Origin of the sequence: Nocardia vaccinii NBRC 15922 (assembly GCF_001613305.1) — a bacterium.
Taxonomy (GTDB): domain Bacteria; phylum Actinomycetota; class Actinomycetes; order Mycobacteriales; family Mycobacteriaceae; genus Nocardia; species Nocardia vaccinii.
The window spans coordinates 20,855-39,548 of record NZ_BDCC01000027.1 but is presented as its reverse complement, the minus strand read 5'-3'; the positions used below and the strand labels follow the sequence as shown (position 1 = coordinate 39,548).

At 66.8% G+C, this 18,694-nt stretch carries 17 protein-coding genes; 8 read left to right on the top strand and 9 right to left on the bottom strand.

Going from position 1 to position 18,694, the window contains the following annotated elements; genetic code table 11:
• Positions 1–29 precede the first annotated feature (29 nt).
• The 3 genes from NV1_RS18420 to NV1_RS18410 form a co-directional block, all read right to left on the bottom strand.
• A complete protein-coding gene (locus NV1_RS18420) occupies positions 30–1,532 on the bottom strand; it encodes an amino acid permease (RefSeq protein WP_067892897.1) in 1,503 nt (500 codons plus the stop codon).
• A gap of 105 nt (positions 1,533–1,637) precedes the next feature.
• On the bottom strand, positions 1,638–2,702 hold the full coding sequence (locus NV1_RS18415; protein ID WP_067892957.1) for a phosphotransferase enzyme family protein: 1,065 nt from the start codon (positions 2,700–2,702) through the stop codon (positions 1,638–1,640).
• A 25-nt stretch (positions 2,703–2,727) separates the two neighbouring features.
• Complete coding sequence (locus NV1_RS18410) at positions 2,728–4,068, bottom strand: purine-cytosine permease family protein (protein ID WP_067892895.1); 1,341 nt, start codon at positions 4,066–4,068, stop codon at positions 2,728–2,730.
• Between the two features lie 101 nt (positions 4,069–4,169).
• Here NV1_RS18410 and NV1_RS18405 point away from each other — a divergent pair, with 101 nt between their 5' ends.
• Entirely contained in the window at positions 4,170–5,453 is a 1,284-nt protein-coding gene (locus NV1_RS18405) for a glycosyltransferase 87 family protein (RefSeq protein WP_084525500.1), read from the top strand.
• A gap of 276 nt (positions 5,454–5,729) precedes the next feature.
• Here the strand turns inward: NV1_RS18405 and NV1_RS18400 are convergent, their stop codons facing one another.
• The gene (locus tag NV1_RS18400; RefSeq protein ID WP_067892891.1) at positions 5,730–5,936 is read right to left on the bottom strand and encodes a DUF397 domain-containing protein; all 207 of its coding nucleotides are present in this window, start codon (positions 5,934–5,936) and stop codon (positions 5,730–5,732) included.
• A complete protein-coding gene (locus NV1_RS18395) occupies positions 5,933–6,823 on the bottom strand; it encodes a helix-turn-helix domain-containing protein (protein WP_245713792.1) in 891 nt (296 codons plus the stop codon). The genes NV1_RS18400 and NV1_RS18395 overlap by 4 nt, the downstream gene beginning before the upstream one ends.
• A 538-nt stretch (positions 6,824–7,361) precedes the next feature.
• Between NV1_RS18395 and NV1_RS18390 the strand changes: the two genes are divergently transcribed.
• Positions 7,362–7,997, top strand: a complete 636-nt coding sequence (locus tag NV1_RS18390; RefSeq protein ID WP_067892888.1) for a DUF6461 domain-containing protein — start codon at positions 7,362–7,364, stop codon at positions 7,995–7,997.
• Between the two features lie 425 nt (positions 7,998–8,422).
• Positions 8,423–8,917, top strand: coding sequence for a GtrA family protein (locus NV1_RS18385; RefSeq protein WP_373864624.1), 495 nt, complete (start codon positions 8,423–8,425; stop codon positions 8,915–8,917).
• Between the two features lie 6 nt (positions 8,918–8,923).
• Here NV1_RS18385 and NV1_RS18380 read toward each other — a convergent pair whose 3' ends face one another.
• On the bottom strand, positions 8,924–9,811 hold the full coding sequence (locus NV1_RS18380; RefSeq protein WP_067892884.1) for a Sco1979 family transcriptional regulator: 888 nt from the start codon (positions 9,809–9,811) through the stop codon (positions 8,924–8,926).
• Between the two features lie 363 nt (positions 9,812–10,174).
• On the opposite strand from NV1_RS18380, the gene NV1_RS18375 reads away from it, so the two are divergent.
• Both NV1_RS18375 and NV1_RS18365 read left to right on the top strand, forming a co-directional pair.
• A complete protein-coding gene (locus NV1_RS18375; protein ID WP_067892882.1) occupies positions 10,175–11,644 on the top strand; it encodes an MDR family MFS transporter in 1,470 nt (489 codons plus the stop codon).
• Between the two features lie 283 nt (positions 11,645–11,927).
• Positions 11,928–13,481, top strand: a complete 1,554-nt coding sequence (locus tag NV1_RS18365; RefSeq protein WP_245713791.1) for a class I adenylate-forming enzyme family protein — start codon at positions 11,928–11,930, stop codon at positions 13,479–13,481.
• Here the strand turns inward: NV1_RS18365 and NV1_RS43620 are convergent.
• Complete coding sequence (locus NV1_RS43620) at positions 13,478–13,654, bottom strand: hypothetical protein (RefSeq protein ID WP_157117110.1); 177 nt, start codon at positions 13,652–13,654, stop codon at positions 13,478–13,480. The genes NV1_RS18365 and NV1_RS43620 overlap by 4 nt on opposite strands.
• A gap of 107 nt (positions 13,655–13,761) precedes the next feature.
• Between NV1_RS43620 and NV1_RS18360 the strand changes: the two genes are divergently transcribed.
• The 3 genes from NV1_RS18360 (at position 13,762) to NV1_RS18355 (ending at position 16,439) form a co-directional block, all read left to right on the top strand.
• On the top strand, positions 13,762–14,934 hold the full coding sequence (locus NV1_RS18360; protein WP_067892878.1) for a S1 family peptidase: 1,173 nt from the start codon (positions 13,762–13,764) through the stop codon (positions 14,932–14,934).
• Positions 14,935–15,033: 99 nt separating this feature from the next.
• Entirely contained in the window at positions 15,034–15,195 is a 162-nt protein-coding gene (locus NV1_RS42200; protein ID WP_084525506.1) for a gallidermin/nisin family lantibiotic, read from the top strand.
• An 86-nt stretch (positions 15,196–15,281) separates the two neighbouring features.
• On the top strand, positions 15,282–16,439 hold the full coding sequence (locus NV1_RS18355; RefSeq protein ID WP_067892877.1) for a sensor histidine kinase: 1,158 nt from the start codon (positions 15,282–15,284) through the stop codon (positions 16,437–16,439).
• Positions 16,440–16,466: 27 nt separating this feature from the next.
• Here the strand turns inward: NV1_RS18355 and NV1_RS18350 are convergent, their stop codons facing one another.
• Both NV1_RS18350 and NV1_RS18345 read right to left on the bottom strand, forming a co-directional pair.
• Positions 16,467–17,927: an ABC-2 family transporter permease gene (locus tag NV1_RS18350; protein ID WP_157117106.1), complete on the bottom strand. Its 1,461-nt coding sequence runs from the start codon at positions 17,925–17,927 to the stop codon at positions 16,467–16,469.
• A complete protein-coding gene (locus NV1_RS18345) occupies positions 17,924–18,619 on the bottom strand; it encodes an ABC transporter ATP-binding protein (RefSeq protein WP_245713790.1) in 696 nt (231 codons plus the stop codon). Before NV1_RS18345 ends, NV1_RS18350 begins: the two co-directional genes overlap by 4 nt.
• Between the last annotated feature and the right edge of the window lie 75 nt (positions 18,620–18,694).

The window sequence follows — 18,694 nt, the reverse complement described above, 5'->3', positions numbered from 1 at the left end:
TACCGGCGGCAAGCACTGTCACTCCCTGCTCATCGAGCAGCTTTGCGCAGCAGGGAATGCCGCACGCCATAGGTGAAGTACAGCGCGAAGCCGACGAACATCCAGATCACGAACCGCAGCCAGGTCTCCACCGACAGATTCAGCATCAGCCAAATGCACGCCAGCACAGCCAGAATCGGAATGACCGGAACCAGCGGCACCCGGAATCCGCGCGGCAGTTCCGGACGGGTGCGCCGCAGGATCAGCACGCCGATGGATACCAGCACGAACGCGAACAGCGTGCCGATGTTGACCATCTCCTCGAGCGTGCCGAACTGCACGAAACCGGCCAGCAGCGCGCAGATCACACCGACGATCACGGTGATCCGCACCGGCGTGCCCTTCTCTCCGGTGTGCGCGAGACCGCGCGGCAGCAGTCCATCGCGCGCCATCGCGTAGAGCACGCGGGTCTGCCCGAGGAACAACACCATCACCACGGTGGTCAGACCGGCCAGCGCGCCGACCGAGATGAGATTCTTCGCCCAGGTCACCCCGTGCACCGCGAACGCCGTGGCCAGGGTCGCATCCTTCGCGGCCAGATCGGTGTACGGCACCATGCCGGTCAGCACCAGCGAGACCACCACGTACAGCACGGTCACGATCGCGAGCGAGCCCAGGATGCCGCGCGGGACGTTACGTTGCGGATCCTTGGTCTCCTCCGCGGTCGTGGCGACCACGTCGAACCCGATGAACGCGAAGAACACCAGACTTGCCGCGGCCAGCAGTCCGTACCAGCCGAATTGGCTGTTCCCGGCCCCGGTCATCCAGGAGAACAGCGTCTGGTGGATGCCCGATCCGGCGCTTCCCGGCTTCGTCGGAGGAATGAACGGACTCAGATTCGACGCCTTGAAATACCGCAGACCCACGACGACAACCACGGCGATCACGGCCAGTTTGATCGCCACCGCCACCGCGGACACCCGCGAGGACACCTTCGTGCCGATCGCCAGCAGCACCGTGAGCACCGCGATCAACAGCACCGCACCCCAGTCGAAGGACACCGAGCCGAAGTGCGCGATCGGACTGTACGAGCCCATCACCTCACCCAGATACTGCGACCAGCCCTTGGCCACCACCGAGACGGCAAGGGCGAATTCCAGGATCAGGTCCCAGCCGATGATCCACGCGGCCAGCTCACCGAAGGTGGCGTAGGAGAAGGTGTAGGCACTGCCCGCGACCGGAACCGTCGAGGCGAATTCCGCATAGCACAACGCGGTCAGCCCGCAGGCGATCGCGGCGAAGACGAAGGCCAGCGAAACCGACGGCCCGGCGACGCCGCCCGCGGTTTGTGCGGTGAGGGTGAAGATGCCCGCACCGACCACCACGGCCACGCCGAAGATGGTCAGATCCCAGGCGGTGAGGTCCTTGCGCAGCTTCGAATCCGGTTCGTCGGTGTCGCGGATCGATTGTTCGACCGATTTGGCGCGGATCAGCGCCGCCCATCGCCCGGCCGGTGCGCTCGAGGTCCCCCGCTGTTCTGGCTGGTCAACCAACGTCTCTACCTCCCTCTGCGCCGCCGCCGCGACACGATCACATGGGGCCCGAACTTAGCAGAGCCGGTGGGGTTCGTATTCCCAGGTTGCTGCCGCGATGCGGAGTCATCGCGAAAGTTCGCTCAGCAGCGCTCGGAATTCTCGGCCCTGTGCCGATGCCGACCATTGCAGATGTCCCAGAAAATAGCTGCGATAAGCGATTTCGGCGTTTTCGCGGTTCGGCTGGATCAGTACCGAAAGGAAATAGTCGATCTCGGAGAGTTCGTAATGGATGTGGACGAGCGGGAAGACCTCCGGCAGGGCCGCACATTCGCGTTCGGAGAGCGGACGGACTTCGCGGTAAGCCCGCAGGAATGCGGCGAGCTGTTCGGTACGGATGCGGACCGGTTCGCCTCGGCGCGGTGCGAGCCAGTCGATCGCGAAACGCTCGATCGCGGTGGCGATGTCGAAGACCGCCGTGGTGCGGTCGGCGAGGCCGAAATCCAGCACCGCGGTGATCTCGTCGGCACGCCACAGCAGATTCGTGCCGTGCCAATCATTGTGCGTCCACAGTGGTTTCAGGTCCGAGAGGTCCACCGCACTCGGTGCGGCGGCCGCGCGCAGATCCGCGCGCCAATCCCGTTCGGCCAGAAATTCGGCGACTGCGGGCCGGGCGGCGCTGTGACGTTCGACCGCCGCGACCGGATCGGAGCACAGCGCGGCCCGCAGCGGCCGCAGCGGGCGGGCCGGGACATCGTAACCTTCAGCAGCGCAATGTATCCGGGCCAACATCGCGCCCGCCGCGGCGGCGTGCGCACACGACAGATACGGCGACCAGGAGAACGCGTCCCGATATCGATCGACTCCGGCGCCTGGAACGTGGAATTCGTAACTGAAGTCGGGGCCGGTGTACGACCACACCTCGGGCACCGGAATCCCCTGTGCCCGAAGATGTTCCATGAACGAATGCTCCTCGGCGAGCGCATCGGCGTCACGCAGGCCCACCGGCACCCGTTTGACCACCCGGCGCACACCGTCCGCGAACCGAACGAGGGCGGTCGTCGACAGCGGACGCGGGCTACGCCATTCTGTGTCTTCTGCCTTCGCTTCGCTCCGGCGGGGCCACACAGCGTTGATCTCAGCGACGGTCAGCGGCGGCCAATCGGGTTCGGCGGCCGGGGACGTTCCCATACCGAAGACCCGATGATCGTCGCCTTCACCCACGGGCGAACCGGCGTTCGACGAGCACCAGCACACCGGTGGACAGGCCCGCGACGACGAAGGAGAACAGCGATGCCGAGGACCACCAGCCCGGATGCACGTGCAGGGCGTTCTGGGCATGCGTCCACAGCCGTGCCCACCAACCGATCGATCCGGGATTGAGCAGCTGATAGACGGCGAAACCCAGCAGCCACGGCAGCAGCATGAGCGGCCGGGCCGGAGCGCGATCGTCCAGATTCCAGCCGCGCCGACCGCGCCCGAAGAAGTAGTCCACCACCAGCACCGCGCACAGCGGGACGAACACCGAGCCGATCAGCAGCAGGAAATTCGAGAATCCGGTGAAATCGTGCACGCCCAGCGCGAGTACGGTCGCCAGCGCGCCGACCGCGCCCGCGAGAATCCGGCGGTCCACCCGGGGCAGCAGGTTCTGCAGCGACATCGCCGTGGAATAGACGTTGGCGAAGGATTGATCCGATTCGCGCAGAACCAGAATCGCGAAGAACACCCACCCCGCCGCGACGCCCAGGAAGGTGTCGAAGATCCGGTTCGGATCACCGCCCACTTGGATCAGCGCTACGACACCCAGCAGATAACACCAGGTCTGAGCCACCGAATAACCGAGCATCGTTGCGCCCGAGGCCGCGCGGGCGGACCGCGCGTGCCGGGTGTAGTCCGCCGCCAGCGGTACGAAGGACACGGCCACGGCCAACGCGGTGTCCACGCCCGGAAAGAATCCGCTCCACGACGTTCCGTGCACCGGCGGCAGCGGGTTTCCCAGCAGTTGCACGGTGAAGTACAGCATCGAAATCGCCACGGCCACGGTCACATACCGCCGCAGAATATGCAGCACCCGCAGCGGCCAGATCGACATCGCGGTGCACAGCACGCCCGCCGCGATGATCACCGGCGCGTGCGCGACCCGTCCGTGAGTCAGCGCCAGAACTCCGCCCGCGATGACCGTGAGCTCGAATACGCCCCACCCGACGCACTGCACGATATTGGCCACGGTCGGTATATAGGACAGCTTCGTTCCGAACAGCCCGCGGAAATTCGCCATCGCCGGCGCACCCGTGCGCGCCCCGACCGCACCGGCCGCGACCACCATTCCGGTGCCGAGCACGGTCCCCAGAATCGTCGCCAGCAATGCGCCCAGAACCGGCAACTGCGGGTGCCCGGCGGGCTGCAATACGTACACCGCTCCGGTGAACCCGATGAGGCTCACCCCGAGGTTCGCCCAGAAGGCGGTCTGATCGGCGAAGGACAGGCTGCGCGGCGGCTCGGTCGTCAGCACCAGCGGCGCCTCATCGGTCCGGCGCCGTGGTCGGATGATCGTCATAGCCATTCCGATGCTACGGGTCCGACCCGCCCGCTCGGGCGGTGCGATCGATCCGACGGGGGTGCGGTGGCGCCGGTGGGCAGCAGGTAACCTCTTGCCGGATGGTTAGTGTCACGGCCTCCGTTCGTCAGCCACCCGCCACGCGCCGCATGCGTCGTGTCGCCTGGCTGGCTCCGCCGACTCTGCTCACCGTTTCGGTGCTATGGCTGGTCTTTCCGTCGTGGCCGATGAAGCCGATCAGCCGCGCGTTCATCGATCTGCAGGTGTATCGGCTCGGCGTGCAGGCCGCCATGCACGGGGTCGACATGTACGGGTCGCTGCCCAAGACCACGCTCGACATCAGTCTGCCGTTCATCTACCCGCCGTTCGCGGCGATCGCGCTGGGTCCGTTCGCACTGCTGCCGTGGAACGCCGCGCAACTCAGCTTCTTCGTCGTCTCGACGCTGGCGATGGCGGTGACGATCTATCTGGCCGCGCGACGCCTGTGGGGTTACGGCGGCACCGAATTGGTGCTGTGGGCGACGGCCTGCGCCGCGCCGCTGGGCATGCTGCTCGAACCGATCCATTCGACGCTGGACTTCGGTCAGGTCAACCTGATCCTGATGGTGCTCGTCGCCGCGGACTGCCTGACCGAACGTCCGAAATGGAAACGCGGTATCGGCGTCGGTCTCGCGGCCGCGATCAAACTCACCCCCGCCGCATTCGTGCTCTACTTCCTGATTCGCCGCGACTACAAGGCCGCCATCACCGCCGCCATCACCGGCGCCGCGGCCAGTGCGCTGGCCTTCGCGCTCATGCCGCGCGAATCGATGCGGTACTGGTTCGGCGGTATGGGCAACGTGTCCGGGCTCAGCGGCTCGGCGTTCCACACCAACCAGTCGATCCAGGGCGTTCTGGCGCGCCTGCGGGTCCCGGAACCGGCTTTCACCTGCCTGTGGCTGGTACTGAGCCTGGTCCTGCTGGTGCTGGTCGTCGCGGCCATGCGCCGCGCGGTCGACAACCCTCCGCTGGCGATGTCCTTCAACGCCGTCTTCACCCTCCTGGTCTCCCCCATCTCCTGGTCGCACCACTGGGTATGGATCGCCCCCGCCCTGCTCGCCGCCGTGGGCGCGGCCACCAGACTCCCCCTCCGCACAGCCCTGGTCTGGTACGCCGTAACTCTCGGCACCGCCGCGATCTTCGTGATCGGCCCCCAGAACCAGCTCCCCGGCGACGACAACCGCGAATTCGCCTGGACCGCATGGCAACACGTCTACGGGGACACCTACGTGTGGTTGAGCGTCGCACTGGTCGCGTGGTATGTCCTGGTCACCCCGCGCAACCCGGAACCGTTCCTGCCCACTTCGGTGCGCAACCTGCGTTCGCGAGTGTCGCCTGGGGCGTGAAGGGGCAATTCCATGGCGTAGGCGCAAAATCGCCCCTGCCCGAACGAGCTCTCCGAGCTGCCGGATACAGCGCGGAAACCGTATGGACGCACCGAGAGTCGCACGCCGAGCAGTGAGAGCCGGCTCGGCGCCGTTCGCCGGCGTGATCCCGGGGCGATTGATGACAGCAACGGAGGGGGTCTGGGCTGATTGCCGAGACTCCCTCCGCGCGTGGATATTCGGTCAGGGGCGGTCGAGACCGATGATGAACGCGTACTCCCTTGCCAACGAAGGGATTCAGGCGTGATCGAAGGTTCCGCCCTGGATTCCCTGAGTAAAAGCGTCCCATTCGGAAGGCTCGAAGACCAGCGCGGGGCCGGTGGGGTTCTTGGAATCCCGGACTCCGACCATGCCTGCTTCGAGAAGGGCTACTTCCACGCAATCCTTGGTCGAGCTACTGCGGCTGGACTTGAACCATTTGGCCCCGGACAGGTCGATGCTCACTCGCCATACTCCCTTGCTACCGCCAGGATGAACTCCCGGGATTTGCCTTTGTCCAACGATACACGGCGAATCTCCGCCAGAGCCTGACGATAACGCGCTATCTCCTCTTCACGCTCGAGGTACAGATCTCCTGCGTAGCCCTCCACATAGACGATCGGCGGCTCGGTCGCCTTCGAGTGCGGCAGCGGTGGAAAGTCGATGAACGTGAACGGACCTGCCAGCAAACCGACAATACTTCGTGCATCGAACGGGACAACATGGATCGAAACATTCGGCATCTCGGACACTTCCGCAAGATGACGGGACTGATCCTCCATTATCCCAGGACCCCCTACCCGGCTGCGCAACACTCCTTCCGAGAGGTAGATCTCAGCCCGGAAGTCCGAGTCTTCCAGCCGTGCTTGTCGTTTCGCAGCCCACTCGATACGCCGCTCGATCTCCTCCGCAGGGGCATTCGGTGCCTCCGCCCATGCGATCGCGCGTCGATACTCCGGTGTCTGAAGCAGTCCGGGAAGTGTGCTGAGCGACCAGGACGTGATCTGAGCAGCCGCTTCCTCCAGCGCCAGATAGTGATTGAAGTTCTCAGTGAAATTATCGAGATAAGCCCGCCACCACCCAGTCTTGCCTTCACGTGCCGCCCGCGCCTCTCGCGCGAGATCGAGCACCACGCGCCGTTCGTCGTCGGACGCCGCGTACACATCACACAGGGCGTTGATCTGGAAGCTGGTGATGCGAGTGTTCTGGCCCTCTTCCAAGCGGCCGATCGATTGAGGTGACATCTCGGCCGCCCGCGCCGCCCGAGACTGCCCGACGCCCTTGGCAATCCGAAGTCGGCGCAGTTCACGTCCCATGGCGCGGGAGGCGAGAGTGCTGCTGGTGACGGTCATTTCATTAGCCTCGCTATCGAGTGTGACGGGGTTTCTGGAAGCCCTCCCGAGGCAGCCTCCGCGATGGCACGGCCCGACGAATTCCCTCGGCCTGAAAGCGCCGAAATCGGACCACAAACGATGCGGGACCACGCCGATCGAGGGTGTACTGATGACACCCGACGGCCGAATATCCCTGATTGCCGAAACTCCCTCTACGGCAAGTTATATCAGCTCACGGCCAGCGGGTGCATCGAATTCCCGACACCACCGGAGTAGGCCGAGATGTACAACCTTCCGATCAGCGACCACAGTCGATCGCCCGCCATGACAATCGAATACGCGCATTCGGTCATGCAAATGCATCTGGAATGTTCCATTTCAATTTGTCCCATAAAAGCACAGGCCAAAGGAAAGTTGATCGACGCAGGACGTCTCATTCCAGCCGACGCGCCGCACGTCGGCAGTTGAGCCGATGGATCCGAGGGCTTGTCCTCGCGGACCCGAACTTGTCACAGCCCTCGGGTATGGTCCCCGGCAATCGAGAGATGAGGTTGTTATGCCAACGCCCGGTTTTGCGCCGAATACGCTTGACGACGAAGGCTTTCCGCTGTGGATCAGTGGCTTGGAGGTGGAGGACCCCAACCACTGCGTGCACGTGGTCAAGGGGCTCGAGCCGGCCGCTGCGCTGGAGGCGCTGGGCGCGAAGCCGCGCCTGTTCCAGCCGTGTGAGCTGCCGGACCACAAGCCAGAGAAGATATCCCTCCCGCAGGCCGCACTCGGAGAGTCACGAGGCGACGCATCGGCCGCCCTGCTGGCCGGCCGGATCGGCGAATGGACCTTCGTCTACGACGATTTCGGAGCCACCGACGAGGTGGCGGCACTCTCGGCCGACGGCCGGATCGCCGCCATGAGCTACTTTTCCATCAACGCCGACGCCAGCCTGACCTACTGCGCCGACGGCGACGAAATCGTCTGGGTCAATGTGGACGACCTCGAACTCGACACCGACCTCGCCGATATGCCGGCCGACCTCCGCGCCGCGTTCGAAGCAGCCGGAACCGTCGAATTCGACTACCTGGACCCGGGCGAGGCCGACTTCGCCATCTGCATGCGCGCGATCAGCGCTCTCGCGGGCATCTACACCCTCGACGACCTACGCCGAATCCCTTTGCTGGTAACGCCTTTCGGCTGAGCGGCCCCGATCGCCCGAGTGGCTGCGGCGACTGGCACGGTCGCCCAGGAGCCGGTCATATCCGTTCGAACCCGCAACTCCCACCGATACCGCAGACGAGCCGCGGTACGCTCCCGATTCCCGCGATCGATCCGCTGCCGATCCGCGGTGGAGGACCGCAGCGCCTCGACGATGGCGTCCGATCGGGGCCGCGGCGAGATGCCATCGCGGGTAACGCATTTACCGCTCGACCCGGCGGTCCACGCGGGGGCGCGCCATGATCTCGACATCGACCCACCCCGGGCGCCTCGGATGGCGACCGGGGGATGCAGCTGTCGTTCGCCCGATCCGACCGTGTGCCCATGTGATCGACGCCCCGGACGCAGTTCAGGCTCCGTTAGGGCAATGGTCACTTGCTTACAACCTCGCACTGGCAGCTTGGCGGCGTGCACGCTGTGGCGAAGCCGGAAACGGCGCGGGCGGTCGAGCGGTTTCACCGAGCCTGTGAGGTGGTGGTCGCGCGACTGCCTTTCGGGCTGAATTCCGTTGTGGCACCGACCTTCCTGGGTTTCGCGGTGATCAACAGCGGAACGTTCGGGGTCGATCTGCTGCTGTTGACGCTGCTGCGCAGCGGGCTGGGGTGGCCGGTGCCGATCGCGGTGACCGTCGCGTACGGCTGCGCGTTCGGGGTGAGCTACGTGCTGAACCGGACGCTGAACTTCCGCTCGCACTCCGCGGTGGGGCCGCAGCTCGCGGTGTATGTCGGGGCCGTCGTCCTGAACTATCTGGCGTTCATCCTCGGGGTGTCCGCGGCACTGTCGGCCCTCGGCGTCGAATACCACTTGGCGCGCATGGTCGCCGGCGCCTGCGAGGCGGTGTTCATGTACTGCGCGATGCGGTGGGTGGTGTTCCGCCGCTCAGGGGGAAACCGGCCGGAGTGAGCCCGCTCAGAGCTGTGCGGCCGCCTCGCGCAGTATTTCGCGGGAGTGATCGGGGGTCTCGGCCTGGACGCTGATGCGGTCCATGACGCGGCGGTAGTTCTCCAGATCGTTCTGGCGGTCCAGGTACAGCGAGCTGGTCAGCTGCTCGGCGTAGACCACGTCGGGGAGTTCGTCCTCGGCGAAACGCAGCATGGTGAACGAACCGCTTATCGCCGCATGCCCGCCCGCGGAATACGGCAGCACCTGGATGGTGACGCGCCCGTTCTCGGACATCCGCAGCAGATGTTCGAGTTGCGCGCGCAGCACGCTCACACCGCCGATCGGGCGATGCAGCACCGACTCGTCCAGGATGGCCCACAGCGTCGGCCCGGTGTCGCGAGCGAGCAGCTCCTGGCGACGTCTGCGCAGCTCGACGCGGCGAGCCGCCTCGATGTTCTCGTGTCCGAGCGCGACCACCGCGCGGGCATACGCTTCGGTCTGCAACAGCCCCGGCACCAGTTGCGCCTCGAACGTGCGGATCGAGAATGCCGCATGTTCGAGTCCGAGGTAGGTCTCGAACCAGGACGGCATCAGATCGCCGTAGCGATGCCACCAGCCGGGTTCGTTGGCCCGGCGGACCAGTTCGATGAAGGGCTCGACCTCGGCGGGATCGCGCACCCCGTACAGATGCAGCAGATCCCGGACGTCGCGTTCCTTGAAACCCGTGCGCCCCAACTCGAGTCGGCTGATCTTGGCATGTGAACCACGAATCCGGTCCCCGGCCTGCTCGGGACTGACATCGGCCGCAAGGCGCAGTTTGCGCAACTGTCCGCCGACGACGATCCGCAGTGCGGTCGGACCGCGTTCGGCCACACTGCTGTCCAAGCCTGAGATCCGGGAGAGGTCTGCGGCCATGAATCTGCTCCGATAGTCGAAGGTCCGGCGTAGACGCGCCAGAGAACCATGCTATCGCCCGGCAACGGAATCGGTCGAATCTCCCAGCGCGCCGCAACCCGGCGAGGTTCCCGAGACCGGGCTGTGGATCGCGCCCGAGGCCCACGCCGCGGACCCTGGGAAGATCGGCTGCTCAGTGCGTGGATGTCGATCCCGCACCCGAAAATCGAGTGACTCCGGCCAGTGGCGCTGGAATACTTTCGCGCGACCGATGAGTTGTGGGGGTCGACCCCGTCCGTACTCCTGTGGCACCGAAATCGACGCCGATCTCCGGCATCTGGCCACGCATCGTTCAACGCCCGATCTTCGCCCCGGAGGTACCCGATGTCCGCCCAACTAGACGTTCGCCCAACGAAGCGGCGGACGCCGGTCGTCATCCGGCTTCTGGTTCTCGCGACCTTCGTGGTGATCCTGAACGAGACCATCATGATCAACGCGATCCCGCGCCTGATGACGGATCTGCGCGTCACCGAGATCGCCGCGCAGTGGGTGTCCACCGCGTTCATGCTGGCCATGGCGGCGATCATCCCGGTGACCGGCTGGTTCCTGCAGCGGGTCAGCACGCGCCGGGCCTACGCGGTCGCGATGGGCATCTTCCTGACCGGCACCGCGATCGCGGCGGTCTCCCCCTCCTTCGCATTCCTGCTGGTCGGACGCGTCGTCCAGGCAGGCGGCACGGCGGTGATGATGCCCCTGCTGATGACCACGCTGATGACGGTGGTCGCCGAGCGCGATCGCGGCCGGGTCATGGGCAACGTCACCCTCGCCATTTCGGTGGCCCCGGCCATGGGTCCGGTCATCTCCGGCCTGGTGTTGCAGATCGCTTCCTGGCGTTGGCTTTTCGCGCTCGTGCTGCCGATCGCGGCGAGCGTCACGTGGCTGGGGCTACGGAAGCTGGAGAACATCGGCGAAACGGAGACCGGTTCGATCGACTGGATCAGCGTGGCGCTCGCGGCGCTGGGATTCGGTGGCCTGGTGTACGGGCTGAGCCTGTTCGGACGGGGCAGCGCCGCGGAACCGGTGCTGGTCGTCGTCGTGGGAATCGCGCTGATCGGCACTTTCGCCGGGCGGCAGATCTGGTTGCAGCGCAACGGAACTCCGCTGCTGGATCTGCGCACGCTGATGCACGGCGCGTATACCAAGGGCCTGGTCCTGATGTCGGTCGCCTTCCTGGCGATGCTCGGCGCGACCATGTTGCTGCCGCTGTACCTGCAGAATCTGCGGCATCTGAGCCCGCTGGAAACCGGTCTGCTGGTCATGCCCGGCGGGCTGGCGATGGGGGTGCTCGGCCCGAGCATCGGGCGGGTGTTCGACCGGTTCGGCGGACGCATCCTGGTGATTCCGGGCTCGATCGGAATCACCGTCGCACTGGCGGGCCTGACGCAACTGTCGCTGACCACGCCGTACTGGGCGCTGCTGGCGCTGCACATCCTGCTGATGCTCTCGCTGGCCGCGGCCTTCACGCCGGTGTTCACGCTCAGCCTGGGTGCGCTGCCGCAACATCTGTACTCGCACGGCAGTTCGATGCTCGGAACCTTGCAGCAGGTCGCGGCCGCCTTCGGCACCGCGCTGGTGATCACGGTGATGTCCAGCCGCGCGACCTCACTGATCGCGCACGGGTCGGATCCGATCTCGGCGAATCTGGACGGGTTGCGCCTGGCGTTCCTGGTATCGGCCGGACTGTCCGTGCTGGTCATCGTCACGGCTGTGCTGCTGCCGAACCGTTCCGGCAATACGCCGCTCCAAGAGTTGGCCGAATCCGGCTCCACCGCAACGGAACTGGTCGAGGACTGAGCCGAGCGGCGCGGCGAACCGGTCACGCTGTCCGCCCGATCGTCCGTGCATACCCCGCGGCGAATCGGAGTGCTCGATTCATCGCCGCACCGATCGGGCAGATGCTTGTGCGGCGGTCGAACAGGATGCCTCCCGGGGGTGTTCGAACGGCCGCATGCCCGGGAACGTCGCCGACGACGGCAGTATCCGGTAGACCGCGGAATCTCCCGGTGGTGATTCCGGCAGCCGTCATGCACAGAATCACATTCTCCGAATAGAAGAATGCTGCTCTATAATGGGCCGGGTGTCCACTTCAGACGTCGAGCCGGGTTCGACCATTCCCGAACTGCTTCGGCGCTGCGTGCGGGCGGTCGGCCCCGAACCGTATGTGGTGACCACGGACGACCGGCTCACCTATGCCGAGGCCGACGAGCGTTCCGCGCGAATCGCACGTCGCCTGCTGCACAAGGGGATCGGCAAGGGGGCTCGGGTCGGGCTGTTCTTCACCAACGGCCCCGAATGGGTGACGTGGTGGCTCGCGGTCGGCCGCATCGGCGCGGTCGCCGTGCCGCTGAGCACGATGTATGCCCCGGCCGAGATCCGGAAAGTGTTGCGGCTGGCCGATATTCAGCTGCTCGTCGCACCGGGCCGCATACTCGCCACCGATACCGCCGATACGTTCGAGGCGGCACTGCCCGGACTGGACTCCTCGACGGGCGGTGCACTGCGACTGCCCGAGACCCCGTACCTGCGGGAGATCGTCCTGACCGGCGGTCCCGGCCGTGACTGGGCGACCGATTGGAGTGATGAGCTGCCCGCGGTTCCAGCGGAGATCCTCGCCGCGGTCGAGCATGAGGTGTCACCGGCGGACCCGGCGATCATGATCCACACCTCGGGTTCCACCGCCGATCCGAAGGGCGTGCTGCACACCCACGGCACGCTGGTCCGGCAGACCAGCACCTGGCCCGCGGCGATCCGGCACGTCACCGGGGAGCCGGGTACGCCGAGCATCCTGTGCGCGATGCCGATGTTCTGGATCGGCGGCGTCCTGGCCGCCGCGGGGGCGTTGCACGAACCGGTCACGCTGCTGGTGCTGCCTCGGCTCGATCCCGGTGCCGCACTGGACCTGATCGAACGCGAACGCGCTGTCGGGGTGATCGGCTGGCCCGCGTTCACCCAGCGGCTGCGCGAGCATCCCACCTTCGGGGAGCGTGATCTGTCCAGCGCGCCCATGCTGCTGGACGGACCGCTCGATATCGCGATGTCCGGTGTGCCCGAACAGTTTCCGGTGCATCGCAGCCTGACCGAGACCGCGGGCAGCTTCGCGTACACCGAAATTCGGATCATCACACCGGACGACGCCCAGGTTCCCGACGGGGACGTCGGGGAACTGCTCATCCGCGGCACGGGGGTGATGGCCGGATACAACAAGCGCGAACGCTCCGAGGTCTTCGACGCCGACGGCTGGTACCACACCGGCGATCTGGTGTACCGCATCACCGGCGACCCCCGGCTGTTCTACGTCGGCCGCACCAGCGAACTGATCAAGTCCGCGGGCGCGAACGTATCGCCCCGCGAGGTCGAGGCCGTCGTCGAATCCTTCGCCGACGTGCGGCAATGCATCGTCCTGGGCATCGAGGACCCGGCCAGGGGCGAACAGGTCTGCGCCGTCGTCGTCCCGGCCACCCCCGAGATCGACCTGGACTCCCTGCGCGTTCGCACCCGCGAACAACTGTCCGCCTACAAGGTCCCCACCCGCTGGCATGTCTGTGCGAGCGACCGCATCCCGACCCTGCCCTCGGGCAAACTCGACCGCCGGCGACTGCGCGCTTTGATCGTCGAGGACGCGCTCAGCTAGCTGTACGGTCCGGACCGTACACCCTGCCCGGTACTGACGAACTCGACGAATGCCGAGGTGACGGCGGTATCGAGCCGACCTCGCGCGGTAACGTCCAGCTCCGCCGCCGCCGAGCCCGGCTGCTGGTCGGCGATACTGCGTGCACTGTGCGGCAATGTCGATCCGGTAACCATCGGGGGCGTTCTCGTCCCGCCGGGCTCCTCCCGTGGGAGGAGCCCGGCCCCGGATTTCCCTCGACCGGAGGAAGTGTTGCGCCGCAGCCTTTTTCGATACTGGGGTCATGAAAGCCAGGCTGGGACGCAACGGTAACCGCAGGAATCCGGCGCGTCATCGCGTCATCGCAGGAATCGCGGCCGTGGTCACGCTCCTGCCGTCGGCGGGGGTCGCGCATGCCATGGCGAACGGGACCCCCGTCACCGACCCGAACGTGGCGCAATGGGTCGCGACCATCGATCCGGTCGGGACGGGTGCGCTGTTCGACACCGCCGAATGCGGTGGAGCGCTGGTGGCTCCGGATCGCGTGGTCACCGCCGGGCATTGTGTGGCCGATATGGACCCCAGCCGGATGCGAATACACATCAACGCCCGGGTGTTGTCGAAGGAGCCCGGCATCGTGCGCGGGGTACGGGGCGTCGCGGCGGCTCCGGGTTACGAGATCCTGCCGACCCCGGTCGATCCCACCGTGAATTCCGGCAGCGCTCGCAACGACCTGGCGGTAATTCTGCTCGACCAGCCCGTCACCGGCGTGCCCGTGCTGCCGATCGCGCCGAGCCGTCCCACGCCCGGCACGGCGGTTTCGCTTTTCGCACACGGCAATACCGGCAAAGCCGTCGGCTTCGAGAATCCCGACTACCGCGATGACACGCTGAATCGGGGCGATCTGACGGTCGTACCGCAGCGCGACTGCGCGGCGGCCACCCCGGCGAAGGTCGACGAGAAGTCGGTGATGTGCGCCCAGGACACCACCGCCCACGCGGTCGGCGCCTGTTGGCGCGACAGCGGCAGTCCCGCAGTGACTTACCGGTCGGGACGGCCAGAACTGCTGGGGCTGTTCAGCTTCGGCGGCGAGACGCTCGGCAAGCCCTGCGGCCCGACGATCGCGGCCTTCGCCGATGCAACCGCGTTCCAGGATTGGATCTTCGGCGGACTCGGCCAGTTCGAACCGTTCCCCGTGGCGAAGCCGGTCGTCCGCCGCACGAACGGAACACTGCACTGCGATATGCCGCAGTGGGATCAGGTTCGCGGACGCCGTCCGTCGAGCACATCCATCGGCTGGTCGACCATCACCTGGATGGGGACCCTGCCGGGATTGACGCCGATCGTAGGGGCGACCACCGCTGAACTGCCGAATTCTGATGCCGCACAGCGAAAGAACGTGGTCTGCGTCGTGACGGCGACCAACTTCGGCGGCCGCATCCAGACCTGGTCCGACCCGGTACCGAGCGCGGGGTGATATCTGCGATTGCGATGTGATCGCGGTGCGAGCGAGCGCTGGAAGGCTCGTTGTCGAAGCGAAAAAGCGCTTCCGCGAAAACAATTGATGGAGAAAACCATGTCGGACTTCGATCTCGACTTCCAGGTGCGTTCGATCGGCCTGGACGGCCCGGCCAAGCAGGTCACCAGCGTCTCGCTGTGCACCCCCGGCTGCGTCACCGGCGCACTGCAGACCTGCCCCGCGCAGACCGCGACCTGCGGATGCCCGATCAGCAAGTGAGCTGACGCGTGAAGGCGGCCCGCCAGATCGGTGGGCCGCCTTTATCATTTCCCGGACAACAACTCATCACCGAAACCGGGGGGAAGATGGGCGCCGAGCCCCGCGCGATTGCTCGCGCGGACATCGTGCTGGGGATCATCGCGCTGCTGTGCGCGGGAGTGTCGTGGCTGCTGGTCGCTCTGACGGTGCACGAACATCCGATCGAGTACGTCAGTCTCGCGGTGCTGTCCACCGGCGTGGCGCTGGCCGTCTTCGTCCGACGCACCCGGCCCGTTCCGGCATTCGTGGTCACCTGCGCACTGTTCGGCTGCATGGCGCTGACGGCGCAGTTGTCGCCGATTTACCTGAGCGTCCCGCCGATCCTGATCTTCGCCCCGATCTCGTTGCTGGCGGTCACCGAATACGCACAGTCGTGGTGGTGGGGTCCGGCGGGTCTGATGGTGGGCATCGTGGAAAGTCTCGGCAGTCCCGCCATCAGGACCGAGAACTACAAGTGGTCGATGACCTACCACATCGTGGTGCTGTCGGCCGCGTACATCTGGGGCAGCCGCAGACGCGCGGTCCGCACCGCACACGAACGTGCGCTCGAGGCCGCCCGGACCAGCGAACGCAATCGCATCGCCGCCGAATTGCACGATGTGCTCGGCCACACCCTCGCCGCGGTGCGGGCACAGGCCAGCATGGGACTCGTGGTCGCCGAGCGCCGCGGTGAATCGACCGCCGAGGTGCTGCGCACGGTCGCCGACATCTCCAAGGACGCCCTCGGCGACGTCCGGCATCTGGTCGGCCTGCTGCGCGACGGCCATGACGGGACCGCGTCCGCGGATTCCTTCACCGACCTGCGCGACACCGTCCGCCGTGCCCGTGCCGCCGGAATCGCCGTCGAGGACGATCTGCCCTCCGACGACACCCTCACGGCCTGGCAGCGGGCCTGGCCCGCGGCCACCCGCCTGGCCGTTCTGCGCGTGGTCCGCGAGGCGGTCACCAACGTCATCAAACACGCCGGGCCCGCGGCCACCATGCGAGTGACGGTGGCGCTGGAGTCCGGAGAGTGCGTGGCGATCATCGAGAACGCAGGCGTCGTCCCGCACAACCTGGACGCGGGCCGCGGCCTGGCCGGGCTGCGCGAGCGGATGGCCTCGGTCGGCGGCACGCTGGATGTGGCCGCCACCGCGACCGGAGTCCGTTTGGCGGCGCGGCTTCCGGTCGACATCCAGCACGCCGACCCGGCCGACACCTGGTGACCTGCTATTCGAACCCCTTGCCGCACTTCACATCCCGGATAACCGCCGCGCGAACGCGCGATTGGCCAGCAGTGCGCAGGCGATCGCGATCGCCATCGCGATCGGAATGGTGACGATCGCCCGCGCCGGGGTCAGCAGGACCGCCCACGCCCACGGCACGACGAGTCCGAGCTGCCCGGCCAGGCCACTGCCGCCGACCAGCGCCCCGAACACCGTTCCCACGACGCCGACCAGCAGCCCGGCCGATCGTCCGGCGGCCGCGGTGACCGCCGCGCCCAGCATCACCAGCATCGCCCCGATCACCGCCGAGACGAACGTGCATTGCACCGCGAGCCCCAGGCGCTGCCCCGCGGCCATCGCACCGGCTCCGACCGCGACGCACACCAGCGATTCGGTGGCCAGCAGGATCGCGGTCAACCGGACGACCAGCTTGCGCGGATCGTAGGGACGGCCGGCGAGTGCCCGGAAACCGTTGCGCAGGCGAGGAATCCAGATCGCCGGAAGGACTGCACAGCCCATCGGCAGGATCAGCAGGGCGAAGAATTCGTACGCCACGCCGGGCTGATACCGCTGCTGCGCCACGATGACCGCCAGCACCGCGGCCACCACCAGCGCGACCACCCAGGAACTGCGCAGGATCAACACCAGCGCGCGAATCGGACTGTTGTGCAGGTGATCTCGGCCGCCACGGCCGGATCGGGTGAGCGGTCCGGGCAACCGATACCGCACGGCTTCGACGGTGGCGCGCACGCCGGGCGCGAGCAGCAGCACGATCAGCGTGCCGAGAGCGCCGAGCACAACCGCCGCCCAGCCGTGGGCTATCCGATCGCTGCCCAGGCCGACGCCGTTCGCATGCGTGCCGATCAGCGGCAGGGCCGGGCGGACGATCCACGCCGGCGGGACCAGGTACCAGCTCGGCGACTCGGCGTACAGCGTGCCGAGCGCGCTGAAGATCAACCCTGCCGCAAGGCATCCCGCCATACCGGCGATCTCGCCGAGCACGGTCAGCACCGCGCAGTAGCCCAGATAGGACACCCACAGGACGACCAGCAGCCGCACGCCGTCGAGGACGGCGGTTCCGGCGCCGGTCTGCCCCGACAGCACGCCCGCGGCGCACGTGGTGATCACCACGACGGCATGGGCGAGCAGACACCAGGTCGCGGTCACCGCCAGTCTCGCGTTGCGCAGCGTCGACGCCGCCAGGGCACGGGATTCGACTCCGCCCGACCGGGCGCGTCGGTCGAACGCGGCCATCGTGCCGGTCTGGACGGCCACGAACAACGGCCCTACGGCGACCACCCACATGTTCAGATGGGTGAGTGAACCGGTCCATGTCGTTGTGCCGGTGGCCATTTGCAGGCCGACGGCCAGCGCCACGTAGACCACCGCCGCCGGCGGCAGCGCGATCAGCGGTGAGCGGATCCAGATTCGGGCCTGCGACCGCAGTGCCTCGGAGAATCCGGGAACCAGGACACCCATCGGATTCATGCCCGCACCCCGCACAACTCGAAGTACGAATTCTCGATATTCCCGGTGGGCGCGAATTCGGCCAGCGTGCCCTCGAAGACGGTGCGCCCGGCCACGATACAGCCGATGTGATCTGCCGTCGCGGCGACCTCCGAGAGCACATGACTGCTGAACAACACCGTGCGCCCCTGGGCGGCGATGGACCGCATCAGCTCGCGCATCTGCCGGATACCGGCGGGGTCCAAACCGTTCTGCGGTTCGTCGAGTACCACCAGCGGCGGATCACCCAGCAGTGCGATCGCGGTCGCCAGCCGGGTCTTCATACCCGTGGAATAACCTCCCGCGCGGCGGTCCGCGACCGTGGTCAGATCCACCAGCGCCAGTGCGCGATCGATCTCCCGGTCCCCGGCGCCGATCAGGTGGGCGTGCACCCGCAGATTCCCGCGGGCCGACAAATGCCCGTAGAAGCTGGGACCGTTCACCGAGGCGCCGATGCCGGCCAGTGCCTGGCGATTCCACTCCCTGCCGAACAGCCGCAGCGTCCCGGCGTCTGGCCGCAGCAGCCCGAGCAGGATGGACAGCGTCGTGGACTTTCCCGCCCCGTTCGGCCCCAGGAGCCCGTATACGGTCCCCGGCGCGACGGACAGGGTGATGTCGGCGAGCGCCTGCGTGCGACCGAACCTCTTGCTTATCTGCTGCATATCGACTATCACCCGAAAAGTGTGCGGGCACACGGGGATTCGCCGCTTCCTCCGCCGGGACGAATCCGGCGTCCGGCTCCTCCCACG